The 16,371-nt window shown below is 57.3% G+C and carries 18 protein-coding genes, 1 tRNA gene and 2 pseudogenes; 8 read left to right on the top strand and 13 right to left on the bottom strand.

Annotated elements, in window-relative coordinates:
* Positions 1-38: 38 nt before the first annotated feature.
* Positions 39-443, top strand: a complete 405-nt coding sequence (gene cueR, locus F3I47_RS05905) for a Cu(I)-responsive transcriptional regulator (RefSeq protein ID WP_009091609.1) — start codon at positions 39-41, stop codon at positions 441-443.
* Here the strand turns inward: cueR and F3I47_RS05900 are convergent.
* From F3I47_RS05900 to F3I47_RS05885, 4 genes are all read right to left on the bottom strand, one after another.
* Positions 431-877: an NfeD family protein gene (locus F3I47_RS05900; RefSeq protein ID WP_150029376.1), complete on the bottom strand. Its 447-nt coding sequence runs from the start codon at positions 875-877 to the stop codon at positions 431-433. The two genes, cueR and F3I47_RS05900, sit on opposite strands and share 13 nt — an antisense overlap.
* Complete coding sequence (locus F3I47_RS05895; protein ID WP_009091604.1) at positions 877-1,791, bottom strand: SPFH domain-containing protein; 915 nt, start codon at positions 1,789-1,791, stop codon at positions 877-879. The genes F3I47_RS05900 and F3I47_RS05895 overlap by 1 nt, the downstream gene beginning before the upstream one ends.
* Positions 1,792-1,848: 57 nt before the next feature.
* Positions 1,849-2,706: a co-chaperone YbbN gene (locus F3I47_RS05890; protein WP_009091602.1), complete on the bottom strand. Its 858-nt coding sequence runs from the start codon at positions 2,704-2,706 to the stop codon at positions 1,849-1,851.
* Between the two features lie 79 nt (positions 2,707-2,785).
* Positions 2,786-3,559: an SDR family oxidoreductase gene (locus F3I47_RS05885; protein ID WP_009091599.1), complete on the bottom strand. Its 774-nt coding sequence runs from the start codon at positions 3,557-3,559 to the stop codon at positions 2,786-2,788.
* A 341-nt stretch (positions 3,560-3,900) separates the two neighbouring features.
* On the opposite strand from F3I47_RS05885, the gene F3I47_RS05880 reads away from it, so the two are divergent.
* The gene (locus F3I47_RS05880; protein WP_150029377.1) at positions 3,901-4,545 is read left to right on the top strand and encodes a hypothetical protein; all 645 of its coding nucleotides are present in this window, start codon (positions 3,901-3,903) and stop codon (positions 4,543-4,545) included.
* Positions 4,508-4,693 (top strand): hypothetical protein, encoded by a 186-nt coding sequence (locus F3I47_RS05875; protein ID WP_140923293.1) that lies wholly within the window; start codon positions 4,508-4,510, stop codon positions 4,691-4,693. Before F3I47_RS05880 ends, F3I47_RS05875 begins: the two co-directional genes overlap by 38 nt.
* 363 nt (positions 4,694-5,056) lie before the next feature.
* Here F3I47_RS05875 and tesA read toward each other — a convergent pair whose 3' ends face one another.
* Positions 5,057-5,683: a multifunctional acyl-CoA thioesterase I/protease I/lysophospholipase L1 gene (gene tesA / locus F3I47_RS05870; RefSeq protein WP_140028190.1), complete on the bottom strand. Its 627-nt coding sequence runs from the start codon at positions 5,681-5,683 to the stop codon at positions 5,057-5,059.
* Between tesA and ybbA the strand changes: the two genes are divergently transcribed.
* Positions 5,651-6,337, top strand: a complete 687-nt coding sequence (ybbA, locus tag F3I47_RS05865; protein ID WP_046101378.1) for a putative ABC transporter ATP-binding protein YbbA — start codon at positions 5,651-5,653, stop codon at positions 6,335-6,337. The two genes, tesA and ybbA, sit on opposite strands and share 33 nt — an antisense overlap.
* On the top strand, positions 6,334-8,751 hold the full coding sequence (gene ybbP / locus F3I47_RS05860) for a putative ABC transporter permease subunit YbbP (RefSeq protein ID WP_150029378.1): 2,418 nt from the start codon (positions 6,334-6,336) through the stop codon (positions 8,749-8,751). Before ybbA ends, ybbP begins: the two co-directional genes overlap by 4 nt.
* Positions 8,752-8,828: 77 nt before the next feature.
* Here ybbP and purK read toward each other — a convergent pair whose 3' ends face one another.
* The 4 genes from purK to ppiB form a co-directional block, all read right to left on the bottom strand.
* Positions 8,829-9,893, bottom strand: coding sequence for a 5-(carboxyamino)imidazole ribonucleotide synthase (gene purK, locus F3I47_RS05855; protein WP_150029379.1), 1,065 nt, complete (start codon positions 9,891-9,893; stop codon positions 8,829-8,831).
* Entirely contained in the window at positions 9,890-10,396 is a 507-nt protein-coding gene (gene purE, locus F3I47_RS05850; protein ID WP_150029380.1) for a 5-(carboxyamino)imidazole ribonucleotide mutase, read from the bottom strand. The genes purK and purE overlap by 4 nt, the downstream gene beginning before the upstream one ends.
* Before the next feature lie 130 nt (positions 10,397-10,526).
* The gene (gene lpxH / locus F3I47_RS05845) at positions 10,527-11,243 is read right to left on the bottom strand and encodes a UDP-2,3-diacylglucosamine diphosphatase (RefSeq protein WP_009091586.1); all 717 of its coding nucleotides are present in this window, start codon (positions 11,241-11,243) and stop codon (positions 10,527-10,529) included.
* On the bottom strand, positions 11,243-11,737 hold the full coding sequence (gene ppiB, locus F3I47_RS05840) for a peptidylprolyl isomerase B (protein WP_009091583.1): 495 nt from the start codon (positions 11,735-11,737) through the stop codon (positions 11,243-11,245). Before ppiB ends, lpxH begins: the two co-directional genes overlap by 1 nt.
* Before the next feature lie 212 nt (positions 11,738-11,949).
* Between ppiB and cysS the strand changes: the two genes are divergently transcribed.
* Complete coding sequence (gene cysS / locus F3I47_RS05835) at positions 11,950-13,335, top strand: cysteine--tRNA ligase (RefSeq protein WP_150029381.1); 1,386 nt, start codon at positions 11,950-11,952, stop codon at positions 13,333-13,335.
* 201 nt (positions 13,336-13,536) lie between these two features.
* On the opposite strand, the gene ybcJ is transcribed toward cysS, so the two are convergent.
* Positions 13,537-13,749 carry a ribosome-associated protein YbcJ gene (ybcJ, locus tag F3I47_RS05830; RefSeq protein ID WP_046101383.1) on the bottom strand — a complete coding sequence of 71 codons (213 nt, stop codon included), beginning with the start codon at positions 13,747-13,749 and terminating at the stop codon, positions 13,537-13,539.
* The gene (folD, locus tag F3I47_RS05825; protein ID WP_009091578.1) at positions 13,750-14,616 is read right to left on the bottom strand and encodes a bifunctional methylenetetrahydrofolate dehydrogenase/methenyltetrahydrofolate cyclohydrolase FolD; all 867 of its coding nucleotides are present in this window, start codon (positions 14,614-14,616) and stop codon (positions 13,750-13,752) included.
* 173 nt (positions 14,617-14,789) lie between these two features.
* Between folD and F3I47_RS05820 the strand changes: the two genes are divergently transcribed.
* A complete protein-coding gene (locus tag F3I47_RS05820; protein ID WP_150029382.1) occupies positions 14,790-15,293 on the top strand; it encodes a DUF1198 family protein in 504 nt (167 codons plus the stop codon).
* Between the two features lie 94 nt (positions 15,294-15,387).
* Positions 15,388-15,464: transfer RNA gene (locus tag F3I47_RS05815), tRNA-Arg, on the top strand.
* A gap of 15 nt (positions 15,465-15,479) precedes the next feature.
* On the opposite strand, the pseudogene F3I47_RS22300 reads toward F3I47_RS05815, so the two are convergent.
* Positions 15,480-15,740, bottom strand: a pseudogene (locus F3I47_RS22300) (tyrosine-type recombinase/integrase); the annotation flags it as partial.
* A 398-nt stretch (positions 15,741-16,138) separates the two neighbouring features.
* Positions 16,139-16,288, bottom strand: a pseudogene (locus F3I47_RS22690) (glycoside hydrolase family 19 protein); the annotation flags it as partial.
* Positions 16,289-16,371: the final 83 nt, after the last annotated feature.

Genomic DNA, 16,371 nt, shown 5'->3' with positions numbered 1-16,371 from the left:
ATAAACCTTCCATCAAGGGGAAGGTCAAGGGGACGAAAATGAACATCAGCGATGTGGCGAAAAAGACCGGGCTGACCAGCAAGGCGATCCGTTTTTACGAAGAGAAGGGGGTGGTCACGCCGCCAGTGCGCAGTGAAAATGGTTACCGCAGCTACAGCGGACACCACCTTGATGAGCTGAACCTGTTACGTCAGGCGCGGCAGGTGGGTTTCACGCTGGATGAGTGCCGTGAGCTGGTGGCGCTGTTTAATAATCCCTCGCGCCACAGTGCCGATGTTAAAGCCCGAACCCTGCAGAAAGCCGAAGAAATAGCCGCGCACATTGAAGAGCTGCACGCGATGCGGGCTCGTCTGCTGGCACTGGCAGACGCCTGTCCGGGCGATGAGAGCGCCGAATGCCCGATTATCAACAATCTGGCCGGGTGCTGCGCTCAGCGTGGCTGAATACGCAGCGTAATGCCTTCAATGCCGACCACGATCACCGGAGTTCCCGCCGGCAGATCCCGATCGGCCTCCACCCGCCAGCTGCTGTCTCCGATGCGCACGTGTCCGGCACGATTCTGCAAGGCAGTATCCAGCGTCAGCGTCGATCCGATCATCTGACGACCCCGCTGATTCAGCGCATTCGGAGCCTGATGCGCTTCGCGGTGACGCATCCAGCGATACCATAAGAAGACGCAGACCAGCGTCAGCACAGCAAACGTTGCCCCCTGTGCCGTCCAGCTGAGCGGAACAAACCATTCAAAGACTCCGACCAGCACCGCCGCCAGCCCGATCCAGAGCAGATAACCGCTAGTGCCCAGCATCTCCGCCGCCAGCAGTAATCCTCCCAGCGTCAGCCAGAACCAGTGCGGGTGCGCAATGATATCGACCAGCATCAGCGTTTCGACTCAGTGCGGGTTTCCTTCAGCAGTTCGCCGATGCCCGCAATCGAACCGAGCAGGCTGCTGGCATCCAGCGGCATCATCACCACTTTGCTGTTATTCCCTTCGCCGATTTTCTGCAGTGCATCGGTATATTTCTGCGCGACGAAATAGTTGATGGCCTGAATGTCGCCCGCGGCGATCGCTTCAGAGACCATTTTCGTGGCGTTGGCTTCCGCTTCTGCCTGACGTTCACGCGCTTCAGCCTGCAGGAAGGCCGAGGTCCGTTCCCCTTCGGCTTTGAGGATTTGCGACTGCTTATCCCCTTCAGCCCGCAGGATAGCCGCCTGACGCACCCCTTCGGCGGTCAGAATATCAGCGCGTTTAGTGCGCTCCGCTTTCATCTGCGCATTCATCGCGCCAACCAGCTCCTGCGGTGGACGGACATCGCGGATCTCTATACGGGTAATCTTGACGCCCCACGGATTGGTCGCTTCATCCACAATGTGCAGCAGGCGGGTGTTAATGCTGTCGCGCTGAGAGAGCATTTCATCCAGCTCCATGCTGCCCAGCACGGTGCGCATGTTAGTCATGGTGAGGTTCAGAATCGCCTGCTCAAGATTGCTGACCTCATAGGCGGCGCGCGCCGGATCAACGACCTGAATAAAGCAGACCGCATCAATGGTGACGTTAGCATTGTCTTTGGAGATGATCTCCTGGGAGGGGATATCCAGCACCTGTTCCATCATGTTGATCCTGCGACCGACACGATCCATGAACGGCACCACCAGGCTCAGTCCGGGTTGCAGGGTGCGGGTATAACGGCCAAAACGTTCAACCGTCCATTGAAAACCTTGTGGCACGACCTTGACTGTCGCCCAGACAGCCACCAGTGCCAGCACAATCAGGGCAGGAATTACTGTAATCATACAACCTCCGCATTGTCAGAATAACGGGCCGAGTCGCTTCGGCCCGGGGTCTGCCGGTCAGTAAAGCAGGGAGTAGAGCTGACGACGGTAGCGCGCGGCAAGTGCATCGCCGGTGCCCAGCGCAGCCAGAATCTCCTGCAGCATTTTACGCGCCTGGCCATCCGCCGCATTCAGATCGGATTTCAGGAAGCTGAACAGCAGTTCCAGCGCCTCTTCATTCCGGCCCACCTGATGCAGCTGTAACGCAAGTTTAGCAGCCAGCCCGGCGTTAGCCGGCTCCGCTTCCAGCTGGGATTGCAGCTGCTGGATCTCCGGCGTGTCCGCCGCCTGTTTCAGCAGATCGATCTGCGCCATCAGGCTCTGATAACGGGTATCCTGATCCTGCAACGGCACCACTTTCAGCACCGCTTCCGCTTCATCGCTGCGGTTCAGCGTAATCAGCACGTCCGCCAGCAGGAAGCCGATTTCGCTGGACTGTTTGCTTAACTGCCACGCCTCTTTCAGCAGCGGCAGCGCTTCCAGCGGTTTCCCTTCCTGCATCAGCGCCATCGCCTGCTGGGCTTTCAGCTCTTCTTCGCGCGGCAGGACTTTTTCCAGCAGGGCGCGGATCGCCTCTTCCGGCTGCGGACCCTGGAAGCCGTCGACCGGCTGACCATCCTGGAACAGGTAGACGGTCGGGATAGAGCGCAGACCAAACTGCGCCGCCACGCGCTGCTCTCTGTCGCAATCCAGTCGGGCGAGAATAAACTGACCCGCATACTCCTGCGCCAGCCGCTCCAGCAGCGGCGTCAGTTCCTGACAGTGCTGGCTGCGCTCAGACCAGAAGTAGAACAGCACCGGCAGCTGCATCGACTGCTCAAGGGTCTGCTGCAGGTTAGATTCGTTGATGTCGATGATCGAAGCATGTGGTGACATGGAGAAGTCTCTTTGCAAAAAGTGTTCTAAGAATATGGGGCCAACGGGCCCGGCTTCAAGCGCTAATGCCTGCGGCTGATTAATGGCTGCGCAAAATGCGATCCAGCATCCAGCCGGGCAGCAACCGTTTCAGCAGGCTCATCACGTGTGCGACCAGGGTCACCGGATAACGTAGACGGGGATGCTGACTCTCAAGTGCGTGACGAAGTTTCGGCAGAATGGCTTCCGGTGGCAGGGTAAAGCGGGCCGCGATGCCGGGATTGCGCACCGGATTGTGCTGTTCGCCCTGCGTCACGTTGTCGGTAAAGCGGGTCTGGATCGGGCCGGGCTCAATCAGGCTGACCCGGATGCCGCTGCTGCGTACTTCCAGCCGCAGCGCATCGCTCCAGGCTTCCAGTGCATATTTACTGGCGGCATACGCCCCGCGGCCGGGGGTCGAGATCAGTCCCAGCACCGAACTGGTGTTAACAATGCGTCCGTCGCCGCTGGCCTGCAGCGCGGGTAACAGCCGCAGCGTCAGCTGATGGACACCGAAAAAGTTACTGGAAAACTGCTGTTCCAGCTGCTGGCGGGTCAGCGTACGAAGCGGGCCATAGAGGCCAAAGCCGGCGTTGTTAAACAGCGCGTACAGACGGTTGTCGCAGAGTGCAATGACCGTGTCTGCGGCCTGATCCACGCTCTGCGGATCGTCAAGATCCAGCTGGAGTCCGGTAAACCCCAGCGAATTCATGCGCGCGACATCGTCTGCTTTGCGACAGGCGGCGATCACCCGATAGCCACGCGCCAGCAGATCCTGTGCGGCGACCAGGCCGATACCACTGGAACAACCTGTAATCAGGATGGTTTTTTGCACAAATGCATACTCCTTCGGGTTTTATGTTTCTTCTGAATTAAGCTGTTATTTCTTTTGCATATATACCTGATTGTAAAGAGTCAGCATTTCACGTCTCCCCCTGGTATATCAGGATTCCGCCATAAAAATGTGTTTCTACAATAGCATCTTCATGATGTTCAGACCCATAGCGGGCATAAAGCAGTGTCATGGTGAAGTTATTGTTCCTGTTAGCATCATCTGACGAAATGATAGCGCTGGTGCGGTGCAGGAAGAAATGCAGGCCCTTTAATAAATTCGTTTGAAAGCACTTGTGAGTTTTGATTATTCTTTATCCAGTTTCAGAGCGGCAGGGATGGAATATGGACATTAAGCAGGCTGCAGCCGGTATTGTCGATGGGCTCTCCTCTATACCTCATACGGCTTACATGGGGCTGGTCAGAAGTTGGGAGGGGAGCGGACTCGCGGGGGAAAGCATCCGACAACGAAACCAGGCTGAGACGGAGCGTTTTTTCCGTATGCTCAAAAGCCTGGGTAATGCTGAGTCACCTTTGCGCAGACTGATTACGCTTGTTTTCACCGCGTTTTATCAGAAGCTTAATGATGAAGGCAAAGAGGCTGTTAACAATAAACTGGGTTACGGCGCCGGAAGTGTTGCAGGAAGAACAGCCGGGCAGATTACACTGGCTCAGACAACGGCGAGTATAATGTTGCGTCGATTGGCTATTGACGAGGCGTACAGGCATTTCATCCGATTCAGTGCTTCAGTCTCCTTAAACGTAGTCATGCTCCAGGGAATAATTGAAGAGTCAGCAAGGGCATCTGAAAGGATGAGAAACCGGTATCCCGTTACGTACGGTAGGGTATCAAAAGATAATCTGGATAGGGTTTATTTCCTTGTTGAGCGACAATTAGAGCCTTACCTTGTATTCATTGAGGGACATCCAATCAATTGCAAAGGAATACAGAATGAAATTTGTAAAATCATTAATTTCTCACGCAATTGAAGGAACCATTACTTTTTTAGCCGTGATTTTTGCAATGGGTTCTTTTTACTGGTTTGAAAACACATGGATGAAAATCGTCGGCTGTATTGGGGCACTGATAGCAGGCTATGTGATTTCATATGGAGCAGCGAAAATCAGGCAGACCTGAATCTGAATCGTTCTTTTTCCCAATGGCAGGCAATACAAAATAGAAAGCCGTTAAAGCCTGTTTTTAAAATCTAAGGCATACTGATCGGACTTGATTCCTGCCTGCAGGCAGCAGGTTAAACGCAGACGTTGAACCCTGGTGTCATCTTTGACCCCAGGCTGAAAAAAGCCACTCTTTTGAGTGGCTTAAATATATTACTTTGCTCATGTTGGCTTGAACCAGCGCAATCGGGAATAAGTCAGGTTCAGCCAGGAACGGTCTACACACTGTCGCGATTGTTAACTGAACCGATATACGTTTTAAATATTATTAATTATCAGGCATTTTTTGCATTTCTTTACCCTTTTCGCGTATCCGGTCGCGCTACGGCTGCTTAACTAAAGGGGCCAGCTCTTTCGCCATGAACCGGGCGATAAAAGGCTGGGCATCGGGATTGGGGTGGATGCCGTCCTGCTGCATCCATTCAGGTTTCAGATAGACCTGCTCCATGAAGAAGGGCACCAGCGGAATATTGTGTTGCTGCGCTAATCCCGGGTAGATGCCGCTGAACGCCTCGGTGTAGCGGCGACCATAGTTGGCCGGCAGGCGAATCTGCATCAGCAGCGGTTTCGCATTGGCGGCTTTGACATCTTCGATCACCTTACTCAGCGTCTGCGTAATGGTCGCAGGCGGGAAACCACGCAGGCCATCGTTACCGCCCAATTCGATTAACACCCATTGCGGCTGATGCTGTTTTAATAGCGCGGGCAGACGCGCCAGCCCCTGAGCGGAGGTATCTCCGCTGATACTGGCGTTGATGACTTCAGGCTGCTGCTGCCACTGCTTGTTAAGCAGGCTGGGCCAAGCGGCCGTGGCGGACATGCGATAGCCCGCACTCAGGCTGTCGCCCAGCACCATCAGGGTATCGGCAGCCGCAAACCGCGACACCAGCAGAAGAACCAATAACAGGAAGGGATAATGCCAGCGGAAAACATTGTTGAAGTTCATCATCTTACTAAGTCCGTCGGTCAGGGAGAGCATCAGTTAACCATCCTTACCGGAGTTGAGCTGGTTGTCAAACCAGCCGAGACCATTGCGCTGATAGGCGAGTCAGGTTCCGGTAAGTCAACGCTGCTGGGCATTCTGGCCGGGCTGGATGATGGCAGCAGCGGCGAAGTCCATCTGCTGGGGCAGCCGCTGCACCACATGAACGAAGAGCAGCGAGCGGCCCTGCGCGCCCGGCAGGTCGGCTTTGTTTTTCAGTCGTTTATGCTGGTGCCAACCCTCAACGCGCTGGAAAACGTGCAGCTGCCCTCGCTGCTGCGTGGCGACAGTGACCGTCAGAGCCGTGAACAGGCACGTGAACTTCTGACGCTGCTGGGGCTGGGAGAACGTCTGCATCATCTGCCGGCTCAGCTTTCCGGCGGCGAACAGCAGCGGGTCGCGCTGGCACGCGCCTTCAGTGGGCGACCGGGCCTGCTGTTTGCCGATGAGCCGACCGGCAATCTCGACCGCAAAACCGGCGATCGCATCGCCGATCTGCTCTTTTCCCTTAACCGTGACTTTGCCACCACCCTGATTCTGGTGACACATGATGAGCAACTGGCGGCGCGCTGCGACCGTCGTCTCCGGCTGCGTGACGGTAAATTGTGGGAGGAGCAATGATCTGGCGCTGGTTCTGGCGCGAGTGGCGGTCGCCCTCGCTGCTGATTGTCTGGCTGGCTCTGACGCTGGCGGTGGCCTGCGTGCTGGCATTGGGATCGATCAGCGATCGGATGGAAAAGGGGCTGAATCAGCAGAGCCGTGATTTTATGGCGGGTGACCGCACGCTGCGCAGCACAGATGCGGCGCCGGAAGCCTGGCTGGAGAAAGCGCAGCAGAGCGGTCTGACGGTCAGCCGTCAGCTGACCTTTATGACGATGACCTTTGCCGGTGAGTCGCCTCAGCTCGCCGCCGTGAAAGCGGCAGACGATCGCTATCCGATGGCTGGCACGCTGCAGACAGCCCCGCCGGGGCTGAAACCGCAGGCGGGCACCGCCCTGGCCGCGCCGCGCCTGATGGCGCTGCTGAATCTGAAAGTGGGCGATATGCTGGACGTGGGGGACACCCGGCTGCGGATAACCGGGGAGCTGATCCAGGAGCCGGATGGTGGCTTTAACCCCTTTGAAATGGCGCCGCGTCTGCTGATTAACCTGACGGATGCTGCAAAAACCGGTGCAATTCAGCCCGGCAGTCGCCTGACCTGGCGCTATAAGTTTCTGGGTAATCCTGAAGCGCTGGCCCGCTATGACCGCTGGATTGAACCACAGCTGAAAACGGACCAGCGCTGGATCAGCGTCGACAATTCCGAAGATGCGCTGGGGCGATCCATGCAGCGGGCGCAGCAGTTTCTGCTGCTCTCGGCGCTGCTGACGCTGATGCTGGCGATAGCCGCCGTGGCGGTCGCCATGAGTCACTACTGTCGCAGCCGCTACGATCTGGTGGCGGTGCTGAAAACCCTGGGCGCTACGCAGGGCGCATTGCAGCGCCTGATTATCGGTCAGTGGCTGGCTGTGCTGCTGCTGGCGGCGATAGCGGGTGGCCTGGTGGGGCAGGGCGTGGAAGCGATGCTGATGGCGATGCTGAAACCGGTCCTGCCCGCCAGTTTACCCGCCGCCAGCCTCTGGCCGTGGATCTGGGCTGTGGGTTCGCTGTTTGTGATTTCGCTGCTGGTCGGCCTGCGCCCCTACCGGCTGCTGCTGGCGACGCAGCCACTCCGCGTTCTGCGGCGTGATGCGGTCGCCAGCCTCTGGCCGCTGAAAATCTATATTCCGCTGATGAGCGGCGTAGTCGTTGCGCTGCTCGCTCTGCTGGTCGGCGGCAGTAAAATGCTCTGGGCGCTGCTGGCAGGCGTGGTGGTGCTGGCGGCACTGCTGGCCCTGCTCGGCTGGGGAACCCTGCTGCTGCTGCGTCGGCTGGTGGTGCGCAATCTGGCGTTACGGCTGGCTATCAACCGGTTGTTGCGCCAGCCCGGCATGACGCTGAGCCAGCTCGCGGCTTTTTCGTTCTCGTTTATGCTGCTGGCGCTGCTGCTGGTGATGCGCGGTGATCTGCTGGATCGCTGGCAGCAGCAGCTACCGGCTGACAGCCCGAACTTCTTCCTGCTGAATATGACGGCAGATCAGGTGCCGCAGGTGCGCGATTTCCTGCAGTCGCACCAGATCAGGCCCGGAACCTTTTATCCGATTGCACGGGTGCGGCTCACCGGACTCAATGGCAAACCTGCCGATCCCGAACGGGATAACGCTCTCAACCGTGAACTTAACCTGACGGCCCTGGCGGAGCGCCCGGATCACAATCCGCTGGTGGCCGGCAGCTGGCCGCCTGGCGCGGGTGAAGTATCGATGGAAGTGGAACTGGCGGACAGGCTGGGCCTGAAGCTGGGTGATACCCTGACGTTTGAAGGCGATACGCAGACCTTCAGCGCCCGCATCAGCAGTCTGCGCAAAGTGGACTGGGAGAGCCTGAAGCCAAACTTCTTCTTTATCTTTCCGCCGGGGGCGCTCGACAGCCAGCCTCAGACCTGGCTCACCAGCTTCCGCATGGCGTCCGATCCCGCTCTGCTGGCCGCGCTTAACCGGGCCTTTCCAACGCTGAGCCTGCTGGATATCGGCAGCATTATGCGGCAGGTCGGTCAGGTGCTGACGCAGGTCAGTCAGGCGCTGGAGATTATGGTGGTGCTGGTCACCGCCTGCGGCATCCTGCTGTTGCTGGCGCAGATTCAGGTTGGTATGCGGCAGCGTCGTCAGGAGCTGGTGGTCTATCGCACGCTGGGTGCCGGCAGGCGACTGCTGCGCACCACGCTGTGGTGTGAGTTTGCGCTGCTGGGGGTGGTTTCAGGTGTGGCGGCGGCCATAGGTGCGGAGGCGGCGCTGTGGGGATTGCAGCGTAAGATTTTCGACTTCCCGTGGCAGCCGGACTGGACACTGTGGCTGGCGTTGCCGTTGTGCGGTGCCCTGCTGTTATCGCTGTGTGGCGGCTGGCTGGGGATCCGGTTACTGAAAGGAAAGGCGCTGTTCAGGAAGTTTGAAGCGGCGTAAGGGATAATGGCTTAAAGGCGGCACCAGGCCGCCTTTAAGCTTCATCCGGACCGCACCCGCGAGCGGGTAACGGGGAACTACAGTTTTTCAACGGCCCAGGCGATGCCGCTGGCGTACTCTGCCGGTAACTGCGGTACCAGCGCATCCAGCGCGGCCTTAAGCCGTTCTGCATCGCTGTCGGTCAGATTGAGATGACCCACCTTACGGCCCGGACGTACCTCTTTGTCATACCAGTGCAGATGCACCAGCGGCTGCTGCAGCCAGCTGAGGTTCACCGCAGTGCCGATCAGATTGACCATCACCGACGGGGCAAACACCACCGGCTGCGGCAGGGGCAGACCCAGAATGGCACGCAGATGCAGCTCAAACTGGCTGACTGACGCGCCGTTCTGCGTCCAGTGGCCGCTGTTATGCACACGCGGGGCCAGCTCGTTGATCAGCAGTCCGGCAGGCGTAACAAAACACTCCATCGCCATCACGCCCACGTAATTCAGCGCCTGCATGATCGCACTCAGCATCGACTCGGCCTGCTGTTGCTGCGCCTGATCTGCCTGCGGCAGCGCCACGCTGGTGCGCAGAATGCCGTCCTGATGCAGGTTATGCGTCAGCGGATAGAACACAACGTGGCCATCGTGGCCGCGTGCGCCTACCAGGGAGACTTCACCGGAAAAGTTAATGCCCTGCTCAACGATGCAATCACCGTAGCACTCCTCCGGCAGGGTGTGCGTCTCACCGGCGCGCAGACGCCACTGACCGCGCCCGTCGTAACCCCCGGTGCGGCGTTTTACAATGGCCAGTTCGCCCAGCGAGTTAAACACCGCCGGCCATTCGCTTTTATCCGCCAGCAACTGCCACGGCGCGGTGGCGAGCCCCAGCTCATCCAGCAGCTGTTTCTGCGTCAGGCGGTCGGCCAGACGTGGAAAAATATCGCGATTCACAAAGGCGGGATGACGGGCCAGTTCCCGCGTCAGCGCCGTTTCCGGCCAGCGTTCGATTTCGGCGGTGATCACGCTGTCGGCGATAGGAAGCGCGGCAGGATCGGCGTCCAGACCCACCGGATAGACCGCAATGCCCAGCGGTTCACCGGCCTGACGCAGCATACGGCCTAACTGGCCGTTGCCCAGAACGCAGACCGGCTTCATGCATCCACCCGCGGATCGGGATGGTTCAGCACCTCATCGGTCTGGCTCTGCCGCCAGTGATCGAGACGTGACCCCAGCGCGCCGTCATGCAGGGCCAGAATCTGCGCCGCCAGCAGGGCGGCATTCGCTGCGCCCGCTTTGCCAATTGCCAGCGTACCGACCGGAATACCGCGCGGCATCTGAACAATCGAGTAGAGGCTATCCACGCCGCTCAGTGCCGCGCTCTGCACCGGTACACCCAGTACCGGCACCAGGGTTTTGGCCGCCAGCATACCCGGCAGATGTGCCGCGCCACCTGCGCCGGCAATGATCACCTGAAAACCGTTTTCGGCTGCCGATTCGGCGAAGCTGAACAGTTTATCCGGGGTGCGGTGCGCAGAGACCACTTCGACATGAAATGGGACGTCCAGGCTGGTAAGGATCTCAGCGGCGAACTGCATGGTGGCCCAGTCACTTCTGGAACCCATGACAATGGCGATGCGGGCCGGGGCGTTGGATGACATGCGGTCAACTCCTGTGAATGAACAAACAGACCTGGCCGGGCGGACAGGTTTTGAAGGGCACAGAGAATAGCATGAGAAGGGCGCAAGGAAAACGGTTGCGTCGGGCTGATGTCGGGGATTTACCCGCCGGTTAAAAGTCGAAATCGATAAGCTGAATGCCAGCAGCGTCAAGCTGGATCATGGAGCCGCGGCTGTGCCAGGCGCCGAGTACCGCGCGTTGCGCCGTCTCACTCTGCAGGGTCAGCGTATGGATCGCCGGACGATGGGTGTGCCCGTGGATCAGCAGCGGCACCTGATGGCGCTGCATCGTCGCGACCACCGCATCCTGATTCACATCCATGATGCTCTGTGATTTGTGCTGATTAGCCTGTTTGCTGTCGGCGCGCATCCGGGCAGCAATGCGTTTGCGGACCCACAACGGCAGGGCCAGAAACAGCCGCTGAATCCACGGATTGTGCACTTTGGCGCGAAAGCGCAGATAACCGGCGTCATCGGTACAGAGCGTATCGCCATGCATGATCAGCAGTCGATGGCCATACAGCGTCAGCACCTGTTCTTCGGGCAGCAGTGTCATCCCGCTGGCGCGCGCGAAGCGTCGGCCCACCAGAAAGTCGCGATTGCCGTGAATAAAGTAAACCGGAACCGGCAGGGCGCGCAGGGCGCTGGCCACCTGCTGATGCAGAGGATTGGGATCGTCGTCGCCAATCCAGGCCTCAAACAGATCGCCGAGAATATAGAGCGCGTCGCAGTGGGGCGCTTCGCGCTGTAAAAAATGCAGAAAACCGGCGGTAATCGCCGGTTCTTCCTGACACAGATGGAGATCTGCGATAAACAGCGTGCGCGACATTACTCGCTGACGGTCACTTTCTGGATAACGACGTCATCTTTCGGTACATCCTGATGCATGCCGCTGCGACCGGTAGAGACCGCTTTGATCTTCTCGACCACATCCATGCCTTCAACCACTTCAGCGAATACGCAGTAGCCCCAGCCCTGAACGCTTTCATCACGGAAGTTCAGGAAGTCGTTGTCAGCCACGTTGATGAAAAACTGTGCAGTCGCTGAGTGCGGCGCAGAGGTGCGAGCCATAGCCAGCGTACCTTTGGTGTTTTTCAGGCCGTTGTTCGCTTCGTTTTTGATTTCGTCTTTGGTCGCTTTCTGTTTCATGCCCGGCTCAAAGCCGCCGCCCTGAATCATAAAGCCGTTGATTACGCGGTGAAAAATGGTGTTGTCGTAAAAACCTTCACGGCAGTAATCCAGGAAGTTCTGTACGGTTGCTGGCGCTTTATCATCGAAGGTTTTGATTACGATATCGCCATGGTTCGTCTGGAAAGTTACCATTTTTGTCGTCCTGTAAAGGTTGTGATCAGTAGCCGGGGTCGCTCTGTCGGATGGCGTCCCCCTTTTTGTCGACCGTTCTTATATCATAATTTCCAATGACGCGTCAGCAGCACGGCGCAGTTGGCTTGCTTTGCGTCGCGCGAGCGATAAAAATACGGCACAATGTCTGGATACTTAAAAGTGTCAACCACACGCGAAAACGGAACCGTTCAATGCTTAAGATTTATAACACCCTGAGTCGACAGAAAGAGGAATTCAACCCCATTCATGCCGGGAAAATCGGCATGTATGTTTGCGGCATCACGGTGTATGACCTCTGTCACATTGGTCATGGGCGGACGTTCGTGGCGTTTGACGTGGTGGCGCGCTATCTGCGCTATCTGGGTTATCAGCTTAATTATGTGCGCAACATTACGGATATTGATGACAAAATCATCAAACGCGCCAATGAAAACGGCGAGAGCATCGAAACCCTGACCAACCGCATGATAGGCGAGATGCACAATGACTTCGCCGCGCTGGGGATTCTGCCGCCGGATCAGGAGCCGCGTGCGACCCGCCACATCCCGGAAATCATTGCGCTAGTGGAGACGCTGATCGCCCGTGGTCACGCCTATGTGGCAGATAACGGCGACGTGATGTTTGATGTGCTGAGCGATCCTGACTACGGCGCACTGTCGCGCCAGGATCTGGAACAGCTGCAGGCAGGCGCACGGGTTGAAGTCGCTGACGTGAAGCGTAACCCGATGGATTTCGTGCTGTGGAAGATGTCTAAAGCGGATGAACCGGCCTGGTCATCACCGTGGGGCAACGGTCGTCCTGGCTGGCACATCGAGTGCTCGGCCATGAACTGCAAACAGCTGGGCAGCCATTTCGATATTCACGGCGGCGGCTCCGATTTGATGTTCCCGCACCATGAAAATGAAATCGCCCAGTCGGGCTGTGCCCATGACGGTCCGTACGTTAACTACTGGATGCACTCCGGCATGGTGATGGTTGACCGTGAGAAGATGTCTAAGTCACTCGGCAACTTCTTCACCGTACGTGATGTGCTGCAGCACTATGACGCGGAGACGGTGCGTTACTTCCTGATGTCCGGTCACTACCGCAGCCAGCTCAACTACGGCGAAGATAACCTCAATCAGGCGCGTGCGGCGCTGGAGCGTCTCTATACGGCGCTGCGCCACACCGACAGCAGCGTGCCAGCCAGCGGCGGTGAAGCGTTTGAAGCGCGGTTCCGCAGCGCAATGGATGATGACTTCAATACCCCGGAAGCCTACTCGGTGCTGTTTGATATGGCACGTGAGGTGAACCGCCTGAAAAGCGAAGAGGGCGCCTCAGCGCATGGGCTGGCGTCGAAGCTGCGTGAGCTGGCCAAAGTGCTGGGCATCCTGCAGCAGGATCCGGAGCTGTTCCTGCAGAGCGGCGCGCAGGTGAATGATGAAGAGGTTGCCGAGATTGAGCATTGGGTGAAAGCCCGAGCCGATGCGCGCGCGGCCAAAGCCTGGGCGGAAGCGGATATCGCCCGCGACAAACTGAACGCGCTGGGCGTGATTGTCGAGGATGGGCCTCAGGGTTCCAGCTGGCGTCGAAAATAAACCGGAGAGGGCGAGCAATCGCCCTTTTTTATTATGACGATTGAGCAGATTGAGATCCGTGGCTTCCGTTCAGTCCGTAACCTGAGGCTGATTGCGCCGCATACGGCAGTGAATCATATTGCATGGGAACAGCGGGAAGGGGAGACGAGGATCAGGGGAGAGGCGTTGCTGTAACAGCGTCCCCGCAGGGACGCCTGAAGGTTACGCGACCACAGTAATGCGGTAACCCGCGAACTCAACGGTCTGACCGGCCACGATTTTGCAGCGCTTACGGGTTTCCACCGCCCCATCGACCCTGACTTCACCGTCGGCAATCACGACTTTCGCCTGTGCGCCGCTCTGAACCCAGCCTTCCAGTTTCAGCAGGTCACACAGATCGACATGCGGGAATTTTCCCAGTGAAAACGTTGCCATTTAATCTACCTCTTTATCGTGAAACTCTTCACACGCCTGCAGCGTGTTTTGAATCAGTGTTGCGACGGTCATCGGTCCCACACCGCCCGGCACTGGCGTGATGTAGGAGGCGCGTGCTGATGCGCTCTCAAAATCAACGTCGCCCACCACTTTGCCGCTCTCAAGACGGTTGATCCCCACGTCGATGACAATCGCGCCGGGTTTAATCCAGTCACCCGGAATAAAGTTGGGTTTGCCCACCGCGACCACCAGCAGATCGGCGTGTTCAATGTGGTGACGCAGATCTTTAGTAAAACGGTGGGTGACGGTTGTGGTGCAGCCCGCCAGCAGCAGTTCCATGCTCATCGGGCGACCGACGATGTTGGATGCGCCGACCACCACGGCATTCAGGCCGTAGGTGTCGATGTTGTAGCGCTCCAGCAGCGTGATGATACCGCGCGGCGTGCAGGGACGCAGCGTGGGCGCGCGCTGACACAGGCGACCCACGTTGTAAGGGTGGAATCCATCGACATCTTTATCAGGGGTGATGCGCTCCAGCACCTTCACGTTATCGATGCCCGCTGGCAGCGGCAGCTGAACCAGGATGCCATCGATGTCGTCATCCTGATTGAGCGTATCGATCAGCGCCAGCAGCTCATCTTCGCGGGTGGTGGCGGGCAGATCGTAAGAGCGCGAGTGGAATCCGACCTCTTCACAGGCACGGCGTTTGCTGGCCACATAGATTTGTGAGGCCGGGTTTTCACCCACCAGCACGACAGCCAGGCCCGGGGCGCGTTTTCCGGCCGCCAGGCGCTGCTTCACTTTTTCCGCAACCTCAACGCGCACCTGCTGCGCAATCGTTTTACCGTCAATAATTTTTGCTGCCATCAGAGAGGAAATCCACTGTGTTGTGTTGAATCGGGGAAGGGGGCTATTTTGTCAGAAGCGCGGGCTGCTGTCAGTCACAGTTTCAGCCGTGTATGCGCCTTCCGGCTTTTTCGTCGCGACGAGAGCCCGCCTGCATGCGTATGATATCGGCAGGACAACCCGGGGACGAAGTCATGATTTGGATAATGCTTGCTACGCTGGCGGTGGTATTTGTCGCTGGATTTCAGCTGCTCACCGCTGGCTCACGCCACGCCGCCCAGCGGCTCAGCAAACGGCTGCGTCTGCCTCCGGTACAGGTGGAATCGATGATCGCTATGATGGGCAAAGAGGCGGCGAAAGAGTTTACCGACTATCTCAGCAGCGACAATGAAACGCATCTGCATAATGGTGCTGCAGTGCTGCTGATCTGGCAGGTATTGATTGTTGACGGCAGCGAAGAGAACAGCCAGCGCTGGCATGCGATTCTCAGGCATGCCGGTTTTCCACCGCTTATCAGCCGCCAGCAGCTGCTGCTCGCGCTGGGCTTTCTGCGCCAGCTGGAACCAGATAGTCAGGAGCTGCATGCACTTCGTGAGCAATACAATGCGCATTTCACCTCACAAGGGATTGAGCTGGAAGGAGAATTGACCGGCACCAGTAAACTCGTGTCGCTCAGCGAATGGCGCAAGCGTCACTGACGCCAATTGGTCATTACAGCAGCACTTCGCAGCCGGGAAGCGGCAAAAACGTTGACGTACCCGCTTCCCGACGTATAATCCGTGCCATCTCCATGCGCCCTTAGCTCAGCTGGATAGAGCACCGGCCTTCTAAGCCGTAGGTCACAGGTTCGAATCCTGTAGGGCGTGCCAAATAAATTCAATGACTTATCCCCCTCCTTCGACTACCAGATTTTCCACATGGGACAGATTTGGGACACGATTGCCAATAATCACATCAATTTGCTGTGCATGTTCCGTTAAGTGGTTAGGTGCCAGATGAGCATACCGGCGCACCATATCGATACTCTCCCAGCCGCCCATTACCTGCAGCGCTCACAGCGGAACACCAGACTGGATTAACCAGATCGCCCGGGTGTGCCTCAGATCATGAAAATGGAAGTCTTCAATCCCTGCCGTTTTCAGACCGATATTCTGGGGGGATGTGAACCTTACAGGTTCGCATACTCCAGTATTTCTTCACCCATCAGCGTACAATCCACGTCTGAATAATACATAAAGCGCATACGGTATTTACCTTTATAGATATATCCCCAGGTTTCAAGAACGTCAAATTTTCGGGCGCCGCCTTGCGGGTTCTTAATCTTTGCCAGCGGGGTAACTTTTTTATCAATAGTGATTCTGTCATCGTTATCCCGATAGAATGACAGCAGCTTTAATGTTTTTCATTGAGCAATCCCCATTTCCTTTTTAATACGATCCAACGCCAGATGCCTTTGAGTAAAGCCATTCAGGCCACCATTAACAAGCAGTGTAACGGCTTTCAAATCGTCTTTATCCGCACGTGGATTAACGAACCGTGAGACTCAGAACCCGCACGCTGTTCTGACTGCAATGTCCGGATAAACGGCAACGGAATCTGGATGATTGACCAAATCCTTATGTAGAATTTTGCCGTAGCGGTCATAATTTTCCCTGCCTGTAAGATGCAGCACCCCACGGACAATATATTCAGATCCATCTGCCGGAAACTTGTTGCCGACATTGCGGCCTGTTCTTGTATCTGGCTCTTACAATGAGTGCAGGGAAACTGTCTGTT

The organism is Pantoea sp. M_10, assembly GCF_008631515.1.
GTDB classification, from domain to species: domain Bacteria; phylum Pseudomonadota; class Gammaproteobacteria; order Enterobacterales; family Enterobacteriaceae; genus Pantoea; species Pantoea anthophila.
This window is presented reverse-complemented; position numbering and strand designations above follow the sequence as displayed.